Origin of the sequence: Streptomyces sp. NPDC046925 (genome assembly GCF_040644915.1) — a bacterium.
Taxonomy (GTDB): Bacteria; Actinomycetota; Actinomycetes; order Streptomycetales; family Streptomycetaceae; genus Streptomyces.
Map to the genome: position 1 here is coordinate 143,425 of NZ_JBEYWZ010000008.1, position 15,937 is coordinate 159,361.

Sequence of the window (15,937 nt, forward strand, 5' to 3'; positions counted from 1 at the left end):
GTGGCTGGGCAGATTGCCCACTGAGTACGCAAACTATTGCGCACCTTGCGATACGGCGGGAGCCTGCGGTCATGGCAGCTACCGCGAACACCCAGCACACGGACACCACCCCCCACACCGCGCGCGAGGCCGATCCCTTCCCGGTCAAGGGAATGGACGCCGTCGTTTTCGCCGTGGGCAACGCCAAGCAGGCGGCGCACTACTACTCCACGGCGTTCGGCATGAAACTCGTGGCGTACGCCGGACCGGAGACGGGCAGCCGCGAGACCGCGTCGTACGTCCTCACGAACGGCGGCGCCCGCTTCGTCTTCACCTCCGTCATCAAGGCCTCTACGGACTGGGGCCACTTCATCGAAGGCCATGTCGCCGAGCACGGTGACGGCGTCGTCGACCTCGCCATCGAGGTGCCGGACGCCCGCGCCGCCTACGCGTACGCCGTCGAGCAGGGCGCCCGCGGCCTCACCGAGCCCTACGAGGTCAAGGACGAGCACGGCACGGTCGTCCTCGCCGCCATCGCCACGTACGGCAAGACCCGCCACACGCTGGTCGACCGCTCCGGTTACGACGGCCCCTACCTGCCCGGATACTCCGCCGCCTCGCCCATGGTCGAGCCGCCCGCCAAGCGGACCTTCCAGGCGATCGACCACTGCGTCGGCAACGTCGAACTCGGCAAGATGAACGAGTGGGTCGCCTTCTACAACAAGGTCATGGGCTTCACGAACATGAAGGAGTTCGTGGGCGACGACATCGCCACCGAGTACAGCGCGCTGATGTCCAAGGTGGTCGCGGACGGCACCCTCAAGGTGAAGTTCCCCATCAACGAACCCGCCATCGCCAAGAAGAAGTCCCAGATCGACGAGTACCTGGAGTTCTACGGCGGCGCGGGCGTCCAGCACATCGCGCTCGCCACGAACGACATCGTGGAGTCCGTACGCACCATGCGCGCGGCCGGCGTCCAGTTCCTCGACACCCCCGACTCGTACTACGACACCCTGGGCGAGTGGGCCGGTGAGACCCGCGTCCCCGTCGAGACCCTGCGCGAGCTGAAGATCCTGGTCGACCGCGACGAGGACGGCTACCTGCTCCAGATCTTCACCAAGCCGGTCCAGGACCGCCCGACGGTCTTCTTCGAGATGATCGAGCGGCACGGCTCGATGGGCTTCGGCAAGGGCAACTTCAAGGCCCTGTTCGAGGCGATCGAGCGCGAGCAGGAGAAGCGGGGCAACCTCTAGGACGCCCCGGGGATCGCTGGCTAGAGTGCGCGCATGGCCAGGATCAACGACGTCGGAGGGATGACGGGCTTCGGGCCCGTCGACACCACCGACGACACGGAGCCCTTCCACGCGGACTGGGAGGCGCGGGTCTTCGCGCTCAACAGTGCGCTGGTGCGCGAAGGCGTCTACAACCTGGACGAGTTCAGGGACGCCGTGGAGACGATGCCGCCGGGGGAGTACCTGGCGGCGTCGTACTACGAGCGGTGGTTCCACGCGATCCGCGTGCTGCTGGAACGCAAGGGCGTGGTCGCGGCGGGTGAGTTGGATGACTGACCGCTTCACCGCGGGCGCCCGCGTCCGCACCGTCCACCACGACCCGACGCACCACACCCGCCTGCCCCGGTACGCCAGGGGCAAGCGGGGTGTGGTGGTCGAACCCGAAGGCAGGCACCCGCTGGCCGACGTCAGCTCGCAGGGGCGGGGCGACGCACCTCTGGAGCAGGTGTACGCGGTGCGGTTCGCCGCCCGTGAGCTGTGGGGCGAGGGCGACCACGGGGTGGTGCTCGACCTGTGGGAGAGCTACCTGGAGCCGGAAAGCCGCTCGGAGCCGGAAAGCCGCTCGGAGCCGGAAAGCCGCTCGGAGCCGGAAGCGGAGGGCCGCCACTGATGTCCGGTACGCACTCGGATGCGGCGATCTCCCGCCAAGTACGCAAGCTGGAAGCCCTGTTGGAGGAGCGTGGGATCGTCGCCGGGGCGGTTCTCGACGAGGCCCTCGACGCGTTCCTCGCCGGATCGTCCCCGCTGAACGGGGCACGGATCGTGGCGCGGGCGTGGACGGACCCCGCGTTCAAGGAGCGCCTGCTCGCGGACGGCACGTCGGCGGTGGCCGAGCTCGGTTACGCGGCGGGCGGGGTCCAGCCGCAGCGCCTGCGGGTCGTGGAGAACACGGCCCGTACCCACAACGTCGTCGTCTGCACCCTCTGCTCCTGCTATCCGGTACGGCTGCTCGGGCCTTCCCCCAGCTGGTACAAGAGCGAGGCCTACCGCTCCCGCGTGGTGCGCGAGCCGCGCGCGGTCCTCGCGGAGTTCGGCTGCGTCCTGCCCGCCGACACGGAAATCACGGTCTGGGACTCCAGCGCGGAGACCCGCTACCTGGTCCTGCCGCGCCGCCCCGCGGGCACGGAGGGCCTGACCGAGCAGGCCCTCACCGATCTGATCACCCGCAACGCCCTGATCGGCACGGCGACGCTATAGCCGCGGGTGAGCGGGATCGGCTCTACTGCGTGGGCGTGGGCGTGGGCGTGGGCTTCGGTTTCGGCTTGGGCTTCGGCTTCGGCGTCGGAATGGGGTCGGGGGTCGACCCCGGAGGCGCGTACATCTGCTCCGGGCCGCCGTCCGGGGGATCGCCCAGGGCCTCCATCGCCTGCTTGGCGGCCGGGACGAGCAGCGGGGAGAAGTACGGGTTGATCCGCAGCGCCTCGCCGATGTGCCGCCGCGCGGCCCCGTACTTGCCGATCTCCCGCTCGATCTCACCCCGGTGGTAGGAGAGCAGCGCGCTGATCGGCCCCTTCTCCGTCGCCCGCGTCGCGAACTTCAGGCCCTCCTTGCTCTCGCCGGCCCGGTGCAGCGCCCAGCCGAGCGCGTCCGCCGCTTCCGGGCTGGGGTGGCGCTTGAACTCCGCCCGCAACCGGTCAACCGCCGCTTCCGGGTCTCCGTGGTCCGCCTCGTACAGGCCGAGGATCCGTTCGTCGTTGACGCCGTTGACCCCTTCCTGCTTCACGCGGGCCCGCAGCATGTCGTACTGCGCCCGGGACGCGGGGGCGAGCCGCAGCGACTCGTACAGCTCGCCGAGGGCCAGGGCGTACTCCGGATTGGGCTGCCTTCTCAGCGCGTTCTGATAGGAACGCAGCGCGTCCGCCGTACGGCCCAGAGCGGCGAGCGCCCGGCCCTTCGCGGCGAGGGAAGGGTGGTGGTCGGGGTCCGAGAGCAGCGCCGCGTCGTAGTAGCGCAGCGCCTCCGCGGGCTCACCCCGCTCCCACGACAGCTCGCCCACCCGGTACAGGCAGGCCGCCTTCTGCGCGGGGCCCTCCGCCAGCACCGCCGCGTCCATCAGCACCGTCGCCGCGTCCTCGCGCCACCCGCGGTCGCGGTAGACCTGCCCGGACCTGGCCTTCACCGCCGCGCCCGAGTGCAGCTCCTTGAGCGTCTCCAGGGCCTTCTCCACGCCCTTCGCGTCGCCGAGGCCGCTGTACGCCTCGATCAGGACGGGATACGCCGTCCACCGCTTCGGCGCGAGGGCGAGGGCGGCCTCGCCCCACTTCTTCGCCCCGCGGAAGTCGTGCCGCGCGTTCGCGAGTACCGCCATGCCCGTCAGGGCCTGCGTGTTCCGCTGCGGCCTGGTCTTCAGGGACGTGCGCAGCGCCTGCTCGGCCCTGGGGTAGTACGCGGAGTCCGCGGTCCGCAGGCCACGCTCGACGTAGGCGGCCCCGAGCACCGCCCACGACTCGTCGTCACCGGGATGCTTGCGCAAGTGCGCCTCCCGCTCCCCGATCAGCACCGTGAGATCGGGCAGCGCCGCCGGAGCCCCGGCACCCGCCGCCGCCATCGCCCGCCCCGCGGGCCCGGGAGCGGGCCGCGCCGCCTTCTCCTCCGAGGGCAGCAGGACCAGAACACCGCCGAGCACCACACACCCGGCGACCCCGGCGACCAGGACGCGCCGCAGGAGAGCGGACCGGCGCGGACGTCGTGACGGCTCGCTCCAGAGGCAGGGCGCGGTGACGTCCTCCGTGGACACGTCCTTCTCGGTCTTCGGCCCGGACCGGCTCTCGATCTCCATGGCCTTCACTGTGCGTCAATACGAAGAGCACATCCCGGCATGCGGACCGGCGTCGCACACGGGTTCACACCGATGGCCCCGGGTGCGAGGCTGTGATCATGAGCCGCACACTCATCGAACTCCTTCACGAGGCGCTCCCCGCCGACGCCGTCCTCACGGACCCCGACGTCACGTCCTCGTACGCGAACGACATGGCGAGCTTCTGCGACGCGGGCACCCCGGCCGTCGTCGTCCTGCCGCGCACGGTCGAACAGGTCCAGCACGTCATGCGCACGGCCACCGAGCTACGGCTTCCGGTGGTCCCGCAGGGCGCCCGCACGGGACTCTCGGGCGGCGCGAACGCCAGCGAGGGCTGCATCGTGCTCTCCCTGGTCAAGATGGACCGCATCCTGGAGATCAACCCCATCGACCGGATCGCGGTCGTCGAACCCGGCGTCGTCAACGCCGCGCTCTCCCGCGCCGTGAACGAACACGGTCTCTACTACCCGCCGGATCCCTCCAGTTGGGAGACCTGCACCATCGGCGGGAACATCGGCACGGCCTCGGGCGGCCTGTGCTGCGTGAAGTACGGCGTGACGGCGGAGTACGTACTCGGGCTGGACGTCGTCCTCGCCGACGGACGGCTCATGAGCACCGGACGCCGCACGGCCAAGGGCGTCGCGGGCTATGACCTCACCCGCCTCTTCGTCGGCTCCGAGGGCAGCCTCGGCATCGTCGTCCGCGCGACCCTCGCCCTCAAGCCGCAGCCGCCGCAACAGCTCGTCCTGGCGGCGGAGTTCGGCTCGGCACAGGCGGCCTGCGACGCCGTATGCAAGATCATGGAAGGGGGGCACGTCCCCTCACTCCTTGAACTGATGGACCGTACGACCATCAGGGCCGTCAACGCCATGGCCCACATGGGCCTCCCGGAGACCACCGAAGCGCTGCTCCTCGCCGCCTTCGACACCTCGGACCCCGCCGCGGACCTCGCGGCGGTCGGCGCGCTCTGCGAGGCCGCGGGCGCCACCCAGGTGGTCCCGGCCGAGGACGCGGCGGAGTCCGAACTGCTGCTCCAGGCGCGGCGGTTGTCGCTCACCGCGCTCGAAGCCGTCAAGGGCACGACGATGATCGACGACGTGTGCGTGCCGCGCTCCAAGCTCGCCGACATGCTCGAAGGCGTCGAGCGCATCGCCGAGAAGTACGGCCTCACGATCGGCGTCTGCGCCCACGCGGGCGACGGCAACACCCACCCCACCGTCTGCTTCGACGCCGCGGACGCCGACGAGGGCCGCCGCGCCCGCGAGTCCTTCGACGAGATCATGGCCCTCGGCCTGGAACTCGGCGGCACGATCACCGGCGAGCACGGCGTGGGCGTCCTCAAGAAGGAGTGGCTCGCACGCGAGATCGGCCCGGTGGGCGTGGAGATGCAGCGCGCCATCAAGACCGCCTTCGACCCGCTCTCCCTCCTCAACCCCGGCAAACTGTTCTGACCCTGCGCGTGCCCCCGTGGCGGCGCGGTTCACTCACCGTCCTTGGACTCGTCCGAAGGCCACGGGTCGCGCAGCCAGAGCTCGTCGATGCGGCCCGTGGACGCCATGAGCAGCTCGGCGAGGCCGTCGTCGATGCCGAGCCGCTCAGCCTCGGAACCCGGAGGGACCACCCGCAGCGTGCGCTCGAGCCAGGCGGACACGGCGGGCGCCGGCGCCTCCAGAAGGGCATCCCCGTCGGGCGAGGTCAGCGCCATCAGCACGACGCTGCGCCCGTCGACCTTCGTGGGCCAGACCCGCACGTCGCCGTGCCCGCAGGGCCTGAACACCCCCTCGACCAGGAGCTCGCGGGCGAACGTCCAGTCCACGGGATGGTCGGAGCCGATGTGGAAGGAGATGTGGACGGCATAGGGGTCGTCGGTGCGGTAGGAGAGGCGGGCCGGGACGGGGACGGCGCGTTCCGGCGAGAGGACGAGTTTGAGCTCAAGCTCGCGTTCCACCACGGTGTGCATGTCGGTGCTGTTCCTTCCTCGTTCGGATCCCTGGAGCGGGTCCGTGCAAGGAGAGAGCGCGGTGATGGCCGAGCGTTACGCGGGTTTCAAAAACTTTCTCCGTACGAGTTCAGTACGTGGTTGAACTGTGCCCGGAAAGTGGTCTGTGAGGCAGGACCCGCACTGTGAGGCGCGGAGGTCTGATAGATGTGGAGCCTCAAAAAGACCCCCGAGCAGATACGGGACGACGGACATGAGCGCCCCAACTCCGGCCCCAGGCGACGACAGGCCCCGCGAAGGCTACTACCCCGATCCGTCCATTCCCGGATATGTCCGGTACTGGAACGGCGCGGCCTGGGTGCCCGGAACCAGCCGTCCCGCACCGACCGACGGGGAATCCCTGCCCGCGCCTCCCGGGTCCGGGCCGGCACCTGTGTCCACTCCTGTGGCCGAGGAGACGGGACCGCACTTCTTCGACGAGGATCCGACGCCGGCGCAGGCGCCCGGGGCCGCGGCGGGCGGTGCCGTCGATGCCGATGCCGCGCAGCACGGGACCCGGCCCGAACCCGCCTCCGCGTGGCAAGCGGACGCTGCCCGGCAGGCCGGGCTCGGCGGCGAACAAGACCAGCGAATTTCTTGGGGCGGGCCCGAGCAGCGGGGGGCCGCGAGGTCGGCGGACCCGCGGGTGCCGAGTGGACCGGCCTCCGGGGACGCCGCTCCTTCCGCTTCACCGTCCCCTTCCGCGTCTCCTTCCTCTTCCTCCACTCCCGCCCCCGAGGCGAACGGGCCCGGCACGGTGCAGATCCGTGCGGTCAAGCCGGGTGGGTCGGGCGGCGCCGGCGGCACGAGTACGCCGGCTCAGCAGCAGCCCTCGACGGACGGCACGGTGACGTTCCGCAGGCCCTCGGGACCGGTACGGCCCGCCGCGGCTTCGCCCGGCACCGAGGGCACCATGGCGATCCGGGCGCTCCGTCCGAAATCCTCCGGTGCCGGTGCGGCCGGTGCCGGTGCGTCCGGTGCGGGTGCCCCCGGTGCGGGTGCCTCTGGTGCGGGGGCGCAGACCCCGGCGCCTCCGCAGGCCGCCGTCCCGCCTCAGGCCACCGCGCCCGCCCCTGCTCCGGCACCTGCGCCCGCGCCCGCGCCTGCGCCCGCCCCCACCCCCGTACAGCCGTCCGTTCCGCAGCAGGGCGGTGCGACGTCGCCCGTGACCTCGGGGCCCGGCGGCGGCTCGCCCTCCTGGGCGCAGCAGGTGCACCAGCTCGCCGAGGGGGACGGGCAGCAGCAGCCCGTCACGCCGTGGAAGCCGGTGGCCAACGACCCGTTCCTCGCCATGGCGCAGAGCCAGGCGTCGGGGCGGCCCGCGGGGCTCGGCAAGCGGTTCGCGGCGCGGCTCATCGACACGCTCGTCCTGGTGGCCGTGACCGGCGCCGCCGCGCTGCCGCTCGGCACGAAGGCCGCCGATCACATCGACAGCAAGATCGACGCGGCGAAGCTGTCCGGCGAGAAGGTCACGGTGTGGCTGCTCGACGGCACCACGGCGGGCTATCTGGGCATGGTCCTGGCCGTGCTGCTCCTCTTCGGCGTCCTCTACGAGGTCCTTCCCACGGCCAAGTGGGGGCGGACGCTGGGCAAGAGGGTGCTCGGGCTCCAGGTGCGGGACATGGAGGAGCATGACGCCCCGACGTTCGGAGCGGCGTTGAAGCGGTGGCTCGTCTATGTGGTGCCGGGGGTCCTGGTCATCGGGATCGTCGGCGTCGTGTGGTGCGTGTTCGACCGCCCGTGGCGCCAGTGCTGGCACGACAAGGCGGCGGGAACGTTCGTAGCGGGTTGATTCTGGCCCCCGGGCCCCGGGCGCCGTCCATCACCGGCTCCGCCGAGTTCGTCCTCAAACGCCGGACGGGCTGAAAGTCCCCGGCCGGGCTGGGAGTCTCCGGCCGGGTCGGGAGTCTCCGGCCGGGCGGAAAGTCTCCGGGTGGGTCGGACAGAGCCAGCCCCGCCCGCGTTCGAGGCCGTCCTTAACCCGTACAGCCCCTCCGCGGATGCGCCCCCGGCGCCCCCGCGGTCGACTCGGCCCATGAGTACCGAACCGCCGCAATATCCGCCGCCCCCGGACGACAACGACCCCTTCAGGAAGCAGCCCCCGCAGGACAGCGGCGGCGGCTCCCCTTACGGCACGCCCCCGCCGCCCCCGCCGTACGGCGGAGGCGGTGATCCCTACGGCGGAGCCGGGGATCCGCTGGCCGGCATGCCCCCGCTGGCGGAGAGCGGCAAGCGCGTACTCGCCCGCATCATCGACATGATCCTCGTCGGTGTGGTCGTCTGGCTGCTCTCGTGGGGCTTCGGCACGAGCGAGTTCGACGTCGACCCGGACAAGGTCCAGTACGGCAAGAGCTTCGGGCAGTCCCTGCTCGCCGCCGTGCTCTACATCGCGTACGACAGCTTCATGATCTCCAGGACGGGCCAGACCCTGGGCAAGAAGTGGCTTGGGCTGCGGGTCGCGAACCTCAACGACGGCGCGACGCCCACCCTGCAGACCGCGCTCGTCCGCGCGGCCGTCCTCTGGCTGCCGTTCGCCTTCTGCTGCGCCTGCATCTGGACGGCGATCTGCGGCGGCTGGAGCTTCTTCGACAAGCCCTACAAGCAGGGCCTGCACGACAAGGCTGCCAAGACGGTGGTGGTCAGCACCGGCTGACGGCAGGGGACACAGCCACCGCGGCGGCAGCAGGTGCGGCGGCAGAAGCGGCAGACCAGGCGGGCCCGTGAATCCTTACGGGCCCGCCGGCTCGCGTACGGACTCGGCAAGGACGGGCGCGGCGGCCCGCTGGGCCGGAACGCGCTCCTCGGCGTTCCTGGCGGCGGGGGCGACCCGTGCGGCAGGCGAGGCCGCGGGTTCGGACTCGCGTTGGGGAACCGTCATGGCCACGAGTAATCCGAGACCGAGCGCGGCGACTGCTATCACCGCGACACCGATCCCCGAACTCGTCTGGGAGAGCAGCAGCATGGCGAGCGTCGAGAAGACGACCGTCAGAGTGCCGTAGGTGATCTGGGCGGGGGTGGGACGAGGCAGCGGCATGGGACGAGGCATGGCGTAATCCGTCCTCGGGACAGCGGATGCGGGGGTGGTCGTGCCCAATGTGAAGCTGTGTATACGAATCAAAGGGTGCCCGGCTGCGACGACTTGAGATTGTCGCCACGCGCCAGGACGCACCGACGAATGACTCTAATCCGCTGCATGCCCGACGGGAACAGGCAGTAAGCGTGACCTAACCCACGGTGCGGCAGCACAGGGGGCGCACTGGTTCATGATGTCCAGCAAGTGGACGGCGGGACGCGCCTGTTGACCATGCCGGCGGGCGGGCGCATATGTCCGAATAGCGGATCTCCAGATCTACATAGTGCACTTGGCCTGTTCAAGTCAAGGTCTGTCTTTTCTCCCGTATCTCCGGTCGAATGTCGTCACTTGTGACGCGTATCGCGCGCGGACCTCCTCCGACCGGGACCTCGGCCCGCCTTCGCGCGGACGCGGGGGAGGACAACATCAAGTGACAGTCAGAAGACGGACGTTCAGAGCCACCGCGGCTGCCGTGGCGATGGCCGCGGCCGCCGCCACGTTCTCGGCAGCCACCGCATCGGCCGATGACAGTGGGTCCACCGGAGCTCCCGCCATCGATCGGCAGGACCCGAGCAGGGCCAAGGCGCAGGTCGACCACGACCTCGACGGGCCCTTCAGCAAGCAGCAGGCGCAGCAGCGCAAGGCGGCGCTCCAGCAGGTCGTCGCGGGCGACGCCAAGGTGCAAAAGCGCGGCGGCTCCCAGGTCGTGAAGCTCGACGACAAGAAGTACGTCGAGCTCGGCCGGGAGAAGACCGACAAGATCTTCACGATCCTGGTGGAGTTCGGGGACAAGGTGGACGACACCACCATGTACGACCCCGACGGCGCGGACGGCCCCGAGCCGCCCGTCAAGAAGTACGGCGGCAAGCCCGGCCCGGCGCACAACAAGATAGCCAAGCCGGACCGTGCGAAGGACAACAGCACGGCCTGGCAGAAGGACTACAACCAGAAGCACTTCCAGGACCTGTACTTCGGTGAGGGCAAGGACTCCAAGGGCAAGAAGAAGGAGTCCCTGAAGACCTACTACGAGAAGACCTCCTCCGGCCGTTACTCGGTCGACGGCGAGGTCTCCGACTGGGTCAAGGTCGACTACAACGAGGCGCGGTACGGCTCCAACTACTGCGGCGACACCAACTGCCCCAACGTCTGGGACGCGGTCAAGGACGGCGTGACCGCCTGGACCAAGGACCAGAAGGCGCAGGGCCGCACGGACGCCCAGATCAAGGCGGACCTCGCCAAGTACGACCTCTGGGACCGTTACGACTTCGACGGCGACGGCAACTTCAACGAGCCGGACGGCTACATCGACCACTTCCAGCTCGTGCACGCGGGCGAGGACGAGTCGGCCGGCGGCGGCGCCGAGGGCACCAACGCCCTGTGGGCGCACCGCTGGTACGCGTACGGCAACGACGCGGGCAACACCGGCCCGGCGGACAACAAGGCCGGTGGCACCCAGATCGGCGACTCGGGCATCTGGGTCGGCGACTACACGATGCAGCCGGAGAACGGCGGCCTCGGCGTCTTCGCCCACGAGTACGGCCACGACCTGGGTCTGCCCGACCTGTACGACACCTCGGGCAAGGGCGAGAACTCGGTCGGCTTCTGGTCGCTGATGTCGGCCGGTTCCTGGCTCGGCACCGGCAAGGACGCCATCGGCGACCTGCCCGGCGACATGACCGCCTGGGACAAGTTCCAGCTGGGCTGGCTCGACTACGCCAAGGCGAAGGCCGCGACGACGTCCGAGCACAAGCTGGGCGTCTCGGAGTACAACACCCGCCACCGCCAGGCGCTCGTCGTCGACCTGCCCAAGAAGGCCGTCACCACCACGGTCACCAAGCCCACCGAGGGCTCCAAGCAGTGGTGGAGCGACCAGGGCGACGACCTCAAGAACACCCTGACGCGTTCGGTCGACCTGACCGGCAAGTCCAAGGCCGCGCTCACGCTCGACGGCTGGTGGGACATCGAGGCCAACTACGACTACCTCTACACCGAGGTGTCGACGGACGGCGGCGCCAACTGGACGCCGGTGGACGGCACCGCGGACGGCAAGGCCATCCCGCGCGACGCCGGTGACAAGCCCGCGTTGACCGGTGCCTCGGGCGCGTACAAGAAGCTCGCGTTCCCGCTCGACGACTACGCCGGCAAGAAGATCGACCTCCGCTTCCGTTACTCGACGGACGGCGGCGCGGGCGGCAAGGGCTTCACGGCCGACGCGCTCGCGGTCACCGCGGACGGCGCCAAGGTCTTCGAGGACGGCGCCGAGGGCGACGACAACGGCTGGACGGCGAAGGGCTTTTCGCGCATCGGCGAGTCCTTCACCAAGAAGTACGACCAGTACTACCTCGCCGAGAACCGCCAGTACGTGTCGTACGACAAGACCCTCGAGGTCGGCCCGTACAACTTCGGCTTCTCCAAGTCCCGTCCGGACTGGGTGGAGCACTACGCGTACCAGACCGGCCTGATGGTCTGGCAGTGGGACACCTCGCAGAAGGACAACAACACCAGCGCCCACCCGGGCGAGGGTCTGATCCTTCCGGTGGACGCGCACGCCAAGCCGCTCAAGTGGGCGGACGGCACCCTGCTGCGGAACAAGATCCAGCCGTTCGACGCGCCCTTCAGCAAGTACGCGACCGACAAGTTCACGCTCCACAACGCGGACGTCGCGCTGAAGATCAAGTCCCAGAAGGGTGTCCCGGTCTTCGACGACCACAAGGGCACCTACTGGTACAAGGAGAACGGCACGGGAAGTGTCAAGGTCACTGACACCAACACCCAGATCAAGATCATCAAGCAGCCGAAGGATGGCTCGACGATCACGGTCCAGGTCGGTCCCTCCAAGAAGTAATTAGCGTTTTCGCAGGTCAAGCCATGATCGGCCGTCGCCCTCTAGCGGGCGGCGGCCGATCGTGTTTAGGTGCGTCCTGTGGATTCCTTATTGACACGGAGCCCGGCCAGGGGCTTCGTGCGACGTCTCACGGGGGTGTGACCAGCCATGTCCGCAGGAGGTTTCAGCAAGCTGCCGAACGGCAGCGTGGTGGTGGCCCTGACCCTGCCCAGCCCGTACGCGGGCGGCGGCAACGTCCGCATGATCGTCCTCGCGATGAACCGGGCGAGGGCGCTGACGCGGCTGCGGAACCTCGGCATGCGGGCCGTCTATCTCCGGGGCAACGCGGAGCCGCCCACGCCGGACGAGATCACGGCGGTGCTGCATCACCCTGACGGGTTGATATGGCGTGCGGCGCCGGACGCGGCTGCTGAGCTTTGGCATCCGATACGGGCTTTGAAGCGGCAGGCCTTGCAGGGGCAGGCCCCTCAGCGGCAGAGACCCGGTAGCTCCGGGTTCAGCGCCAGACCCACGGGGGTCTGACTGATCGCCGTGCTGGACCTGCGGGTTCGGTGGGGGCTGATCGCGCAGTTCCCCGCGCCCCTGAAGGGCCCCTGACGGGCCCCTCCGGGGGCCCTAGACCACCGGCTTGCCCGTCAGCTCTACCCCCGCCGCGCGCAGCTCCTCCAGGGCTCGTTCCGTTGTTTCCTTGGAGACGCCGGCCGTGAGGTCGAGCAGGACCGTGGTGGCGAAGCCCTCCCGAGCCGCGTCGAGCGCGGTGGCGCGGATGCAGTGGTCCGTGGCGATGCCCACCACGTCCACCTCGGTGATCTTCCGGTCCCGCAGCCAGTCCGCGAGCAGGACGCCGTTCTCGTCGGCGCCCTCGAAGCCGCTGTAGGCCGCCGAGTGGGCCCCCTTGTCGAAGACCGCGTCGATCGCCCCGGAAGCGACGACCGGCGCGAAGTTCGGGTGGAAGCCCACGCCCTCCGTCCCCGCCACGCAGTGCGGCGGCCAGGAGTCGACGTAGTCCGGCTGGTCCGAGAAGTGGTCACCGGGGTCGATGTGGTGATCGCGGGTGGCCACGACATGGCGGTAGCCCGCGGGAGCCTGGCCGATCAGGTCGGTGATCGCGGCGGCGACGTCGGCTCCTCCCGTGACCGCGAGGCTGCCGCCCTCGCAGAAGTCGTTCTGCACATCGACGACGATCAGAGCGCGGCGCATCGGGTGTCCTTCGGTCGGGCAGGGCTCGCACCCGGCGGGGGCTCGGCCGGATGAACCGAGCGTAGAGACTTCGAACGCTTTGCGGGAGAGGGCGTTCGAACGCCCCCCTCTCCGCTCCGGCGCACAATCCGACGCATTCGTCAGATGTATTCCGTCGGAATGACGGCTTCGCCCTTCGAGAGCTGCGTCGCCGAAAGGGGCAGCCGCTCCCGGGCCGCCGCGTGCCGGTCGCGCACGGTGTCGAGGGGTTCGCGCGCAAGCACCTCGCCGCCCTTGATCAGCTCGACGAGCAGCTGGTGGTCGGCGAGCTCCGCGGGCACCGCTCCCGTGCCGATCACCTCGGCCTCGGCGATCCCGTGCTCGTCCGGCCGCCGGGCGGACCACTTGCGGCCGCCCACCGACGACTTGGCGCCCAGCGACTTCTTGGCCACCGGTTCGAGCGGAGCCTTCGGGTCCGCCGAGTGGGCGCGGGCCACGAGCTTGTAGACCATCGAGCACGTCGGGTGCCCGGACCCGGTGACGAGCTGCGTGCCCACGCCGTACGCGTCCACGGGCGCCGCGGCGAGCGAGGCGATGGCGTACTCGTCCAGGTCGGAGGTGACGACGATCTTCGTCTTCGTGGCGCCGAGCTCGTCCAGCTGCTGACGCACCCGGTGCGCGACCAGGAGCAGGTCGCCGGAGTCGATGCGCACGGCACCGAGCTCGGGCCCGGCGACCTCGACGGCGGTGCGCACGGCGGCGGTCACGTCGTACGTGTCGACGAGCAGGGTCGTGCCGGGGCCGAGCGAGTCGACCTGCGCGCGGAAGGCGTCGCGTTCGTTGTCGTGCAGAAGAGTGAAGGCGTGGGCCGACGTGCCGACGGTGGGGATGTCGTAGCGGAAGCCGGCCGCCAGGTCGGACGTGGTGGTGAAGCCGCCGACGTACGCGGCGCGGGACGCGGCGACGGCCGCTAGCTCGTGCGTGCGCCGGGCGCCCATCTCGATCAGCGGGCGGTCTCCGGCGGCCGAGGCCATCCGGGACGCGGCGGCCGCGATCGCCGAGTCGTGGTTGAGGATGGAGAGGATCACCGTCTCCAGGAGCACGCACTCCGCGAAGGAGCCCTCGACGCGCAGGACGGGCGAGCCGGGGAAGTAGACCTCGCCCTCGGGGTAGCCCCAGATGTCGCCGCTGAAGCGGTACGAGGCCAGCCACTCCAGGGTCGCCTCGTCGACGACACGCCGCTCGCGGAGGAATCCGATGACGTCGGCGTCGAAGCGGAAGTTCTCCACGGCGTCCAGGACCCGGCCCGTTCCGGCCACCACTCCATAGCGGCGCCCCTCGGGCAGTCTGCGCGTGAAGACCTCGAAGACGGAGCGCCGGTCGGCGGTGCCGGCCTTCAGCGCGGCCTGCAGCATCGTGAGCTCGTAATGGTCCGTGAAGAGCGCTGTCGACGGAACATCCACCGGCAGCCCAAGGTCCGCTGTGTTCATACGAAGGATGCTACCCCGCATCTCGTCACTCTGACGATTTCCTGAGCCCATTTGTGCGAGGCCCCCCTGCGGGTGGCAGCATGGGACAAGTGAGTACGGCTCCCGCAGAGATCACCCGCCCCGAATCCGACGAAGAAACCTTCGCCGTTCCGGAGCCGGATGTCCCATGGATCACGCTCGTCCACAACGACCCGGTCAATTTGATGAGTTACGTGGCTTATGTGTTCCAGTCCTACTTCGGGTACTCGAAGGAGAAGGCCACCAAGCTGATGATGGACGTGCATCACAAGGGCCGTGCGGTCGTCTCCACCGGCTCCCGCGAGGAGATGGAGCGCGACGTACAGGCCATGCACGGATACGGCCTTTGGGCCACCCTCCAGCAGGACCGGAAGTAGCGACGCATCTGATGCCAGGACAATTCGAAGCCATCCCCGGCGGCGGTGCCGCCGTCGCGCTCGACGAGGTCGAGATCTCGATCATCCGCTCCCTCGCCGTGCAGCTCCTGGAGCTGATCGGCCCCGGCCCGGCCGAGGACGCCTCCGACGATCCCCTCGCGGAGCTGTTCGCGGAGGGCCCGAGCGAGCCGCCCGCCGACCCGGTTCTCAAGCGGCTGCTCCCGGACGCGTACGGCGGTCCCGGCAGCGAGAAGGCCGATGAGGACGAACTGCGCGCGTACTCCGCCGAGTTCAGGCGCTTCACCGAGAACGACCTGCGGGCCAAGAAGCGTGACGACGCCCTGGTGGTGATCCGCTGCCTCGACGCCACGGCGTCCAAGGGCGAGGGCGGCGCCGTCCTGAAGCTGTCCGCCGAGGAGTCGCAGCACTGGCTCGGCGCGCTCAACGACCTGCGCCTCGCGATCGGCGCCCGCCTCGAAGTGACCGACGAGGACGACACCGACCTGCTCTTCCAGCTGCCCGACGCCGATCCGCGCAAGCCGATGGTGATGGCTTATCTCTGGCTCGGCGGCCTCCAGGAGACGCTGGTCGGCACCCTCATGGAGTAGAAGTCACACCGGGGCCCCGGCAAAGTCGTTGTATGGGGCAGCTGTTACCCCTCGTTCGCTCAGCGGACGCTCAAATCCGGATAACGATCGTGTCACCCCGCCGCCCCCGTTTGGTCCGGCGGGGGACTTTTGTCCGGTTCTTCTCGTGTCATGGGCCACACGCGCCCCGGCCGATCACTATGGCGACCGTGATAAATCTTCACGACCACTCGGTGACGCCACCCATGTCACCGGTGGTGCTCGGGCCGGCAGACCGCCGGTAGCACTCCATCCATATCCGGGGGGATCAGGACCTGATCCG

Annotated in this window: 16 protein-coding genes and 1 pseudogene; 12 read left to right on the top strand and 5 right to left on the bottom strand. The window is 69.7% G+C overall.

Annotation, left to right across the window (positions count from 1 at the left end):
• Window positions 1-71 precede the first annotated feature (71 nt).
• From hppD to nthA, 4 genes are read left to right on the top strand one after another with little or no spacing between them, the layout of a single operon-like run.
• Window positions 72-1,232 carry a 4-hydroxyphenylpyruvate dioxygenase gene (gene hppD, locus ABZ906_RS29255; protein WP_361186695.1) on the top strand — a complete coding sequence of 387 codons (1,161 nt, stop codon included), beginning with the start codon at window positions 72-74 and terminating at the stop codon, window positions 1,230-1,232.
• Window positions 1,233-1,265: 33 nt separating this feature from the next.
• Entirely contained in the window at window positions 1,266-1,547 is a 282-nt protein-coding gene (locus ABZ906_RS29260; protein ID WP_361186692.1) for a hypothetical protein, read from the top strand.
• On the top strand, window positions 1,540-1,881 hold the full coding sequence (locus ABZ906_RS29265; RefSeq protein WP_361387674.1) for an SH3-like domain-containing protein: 342 nt from the start codon (window positions 1,540-1,542) through the stop codon (window positions 1,879-1,881). Before ABZ906_RS29260 ends, ABZ906_RS29265 begins: the two co-directional genes overlap by 8 nt.
• Window positions 1,881-2,468, top strand: a complete 588-nt coding sequence (gene nthA / locus ABZ906_RS29270) for a nitrile hydratase subunit alpha (protein ID WP_361387677.1) — start codon at window positions 1,881-1,883, stop codon at window positions 2,466-2,468. Before ABZ906_RS29265 ends, nthA begins: the two co-directional genes overlap by 1 nt.
• Window positions 2,469-2,490: 22 nt before the next feature.
• Here nthA and ABZ906_RS29275 read toward each other — a convergent pair whose 3' ends face one another.
• A complete protein-coding gene (locus ABZ906_RS29275) occupies window positions 2,491-4,050 on the bottom strand; it encodes a tetratricopeptide repeat protein (protein WP_361387680.1) in 1,560 nt (519 codons plus the stop codon).
• A 98-nt stretch (window positions 4,051-4,148) separates the two neighbouring features.
• Here ABZ906_RS29275 and ABZ906_RS29280 point away from each other — a divergent pair, with 98 nt between their 5' ends.
• Complete coding sequence (locus ABZ906_RS29280) at window positions 4,149-5,519, top strand: FAD-linked oxidase C-terminal domain-containing protein (protein WP_361387683.1); 1,371 nt, start codon at window positions 4,149-4,151, stop codon at window positions 5,517-5,519.
• Window positions 5,520-5,548: 29 nt separating this feature from the next.
• On the opposite strand, the gene ABZ906_RS29285 is transcribed toward ABZ906_RS29280, so the two are convergent.
• The gene (locus ABZ906_RS29285) at window positions 5,549-6,028 is read right to left on the bottom strand and encodes an SsgA family sporulation/cell division regulator (RefSeq protein ID WP_361186680.1); all 480 of its coding nucleotides are present in this window, start codon (window positions 6,026-6,028) and stop codon (window positions 5,549-5,551) included.
• 232 nt (window positions 6,029-6,260) lie between these two features.
• On the opposite strand from ABZ906_RS29285, the pseudogene ABZ906_RS29290 reads away from it, so the two are divergent.
• From ABZ906_RS29290 to ABZ906_RS29300, 3 genes and pseudogenes are all read left to right on the top strand, one after another.
• A pseudogene (locus tag ABZ906_RS29290) lies at window positions 6,261-6,383 on the top strand (DUF2510 domain-containing protein); the annotation flags it as partial.
• 420 nt (window positions 6,384-6,803) lie between these two features.
• Window positions 6,804-7,838, top strand: a complete 1,035-nt coding sequence (locus tag ABZ906_RS29295) for an RDD family protein (protein ID WP_361388019.1) — start codon at window positions 6,804-6,806, stop codon at window positions 7,836-7,838.
• A gap of 243 nt (window positions 7,839-8,081) precedes the next feature.
• The gene (locus tag ABZ906_RS29300; RefSeq protein WP_361387686.1) at window positions 8,082-8,699 is read left to right on the top strand and encodes an RDD family protein; all 618 of its coding nucleotides are present in this window, start codon (window positions 8,082-8,084) and stop codon (window positions 8,697-8,699) included.
• Between the two features lie 75 nt (window positions 8,700-8,774).
• On the opposite strand, the gene ABZ906_RS29305 is transcribed toward ABZ906_RS29300, so the two are convergent.
• A complete protein-coding gene (locus tag ABZ906_RS29305; protein ID WP_361388022.1) occupies window positions 8,775-9,074 on the bottom strand; it encodes a hypothetical protein in 300 nt (99 codons plus the stop codon).
• Window positions 9,075-9,549: 475 nt separating this feature from the next.
• Between ABZ906_RS29305 and ABZ906_RS29310 the strand changes: the two genes are divergently transcribed.
• Window positions 9,550-11,964, top strand: coding sequence for an immune inhibitor A domain-containing protein (locus ABZ906_RS29310; RefSeq protein ID WP_361387689.1), 2,415 nt, complete (start codon window positions 9,550-9,552; stop codon window positions 11,962-11,964).
• A 147-nt stretch (window positions 11,965-12,111) separates the two neighbouring features.
• Window positions 12,112-12,486, top strand: a complete 375-nt coding sequence (locus tag ABZ906_RS29315; protein WP_361186674.1) for a hypothetical protein — start codon at window positions 12,112-12,114, stop codon at window positions 12,484-12,486.
• Window positions 12,487-12,579: 93 nt separating this feature from the next.
• Here the strand turns inward: ABZ906_RS29315 and ABZ906_RS29320 are convergent, their stop codons facing one another.
• Together ABZ906_RS29320 and ABZ906_RS29325 are read right to left on the bottom strand one after the other, a co-directional pair.
• Window positions 12,580-13,164: a nicotinamidase gene (locus ABZ906_RS29320; protein WP_361186672.1), complete on the bottom strand. Its 585-nt coding sequence runs from the start codon at window positions 13,162-13,164 to the stop codon at window positions 12,580-12,582.
• A gap of 140 nt (window positions 13,165-13,304) precedes the next feature.
• The gene (locus ABZ906_RS29325; protein WP_361186670.1) at window positions 13,305-14,633 is read right to left on the bottom strand and encodes a nicotinate phosphoribosyltransferase; all 1,329 of its coding nucleotides are present in this window, start codon (window positions 14,631-14,633) and stop codon (window positions 13,305-13,307) included.
• Between the two features lie 80 nt (window positions 14,634-14,713).
• Here ABZ906_RS29325 and clpS point away from each other — a divergent pair, with 80 nt between their 5' ends.
• A complete protein-coding gene (gene clpS, locus ABZ906_RS29330) occupies window positions 14,714-15,028 on the top strand; it encodes an ATP-dependent Clp protease adapter ClpS (protein WP_361186668.1) in 315 nt (104 codons plus the stop codon).
• Between the two features lie 11 nt (window positions 15,029-15,039).
• Complete coding sequence (locus ABZ906_RS29335; RefSeq protein WP_361387692.1) at window positions 15,040-15,636, top strand: DUF2017 domain-containing protein; 597 nt, start codon at window positions 15,040-15,042, stop codon at window positions 15,634-15,636.
• The last annotated feature ends 301 nt before the right edge of the window (window positions 15,637-15,937 follow it).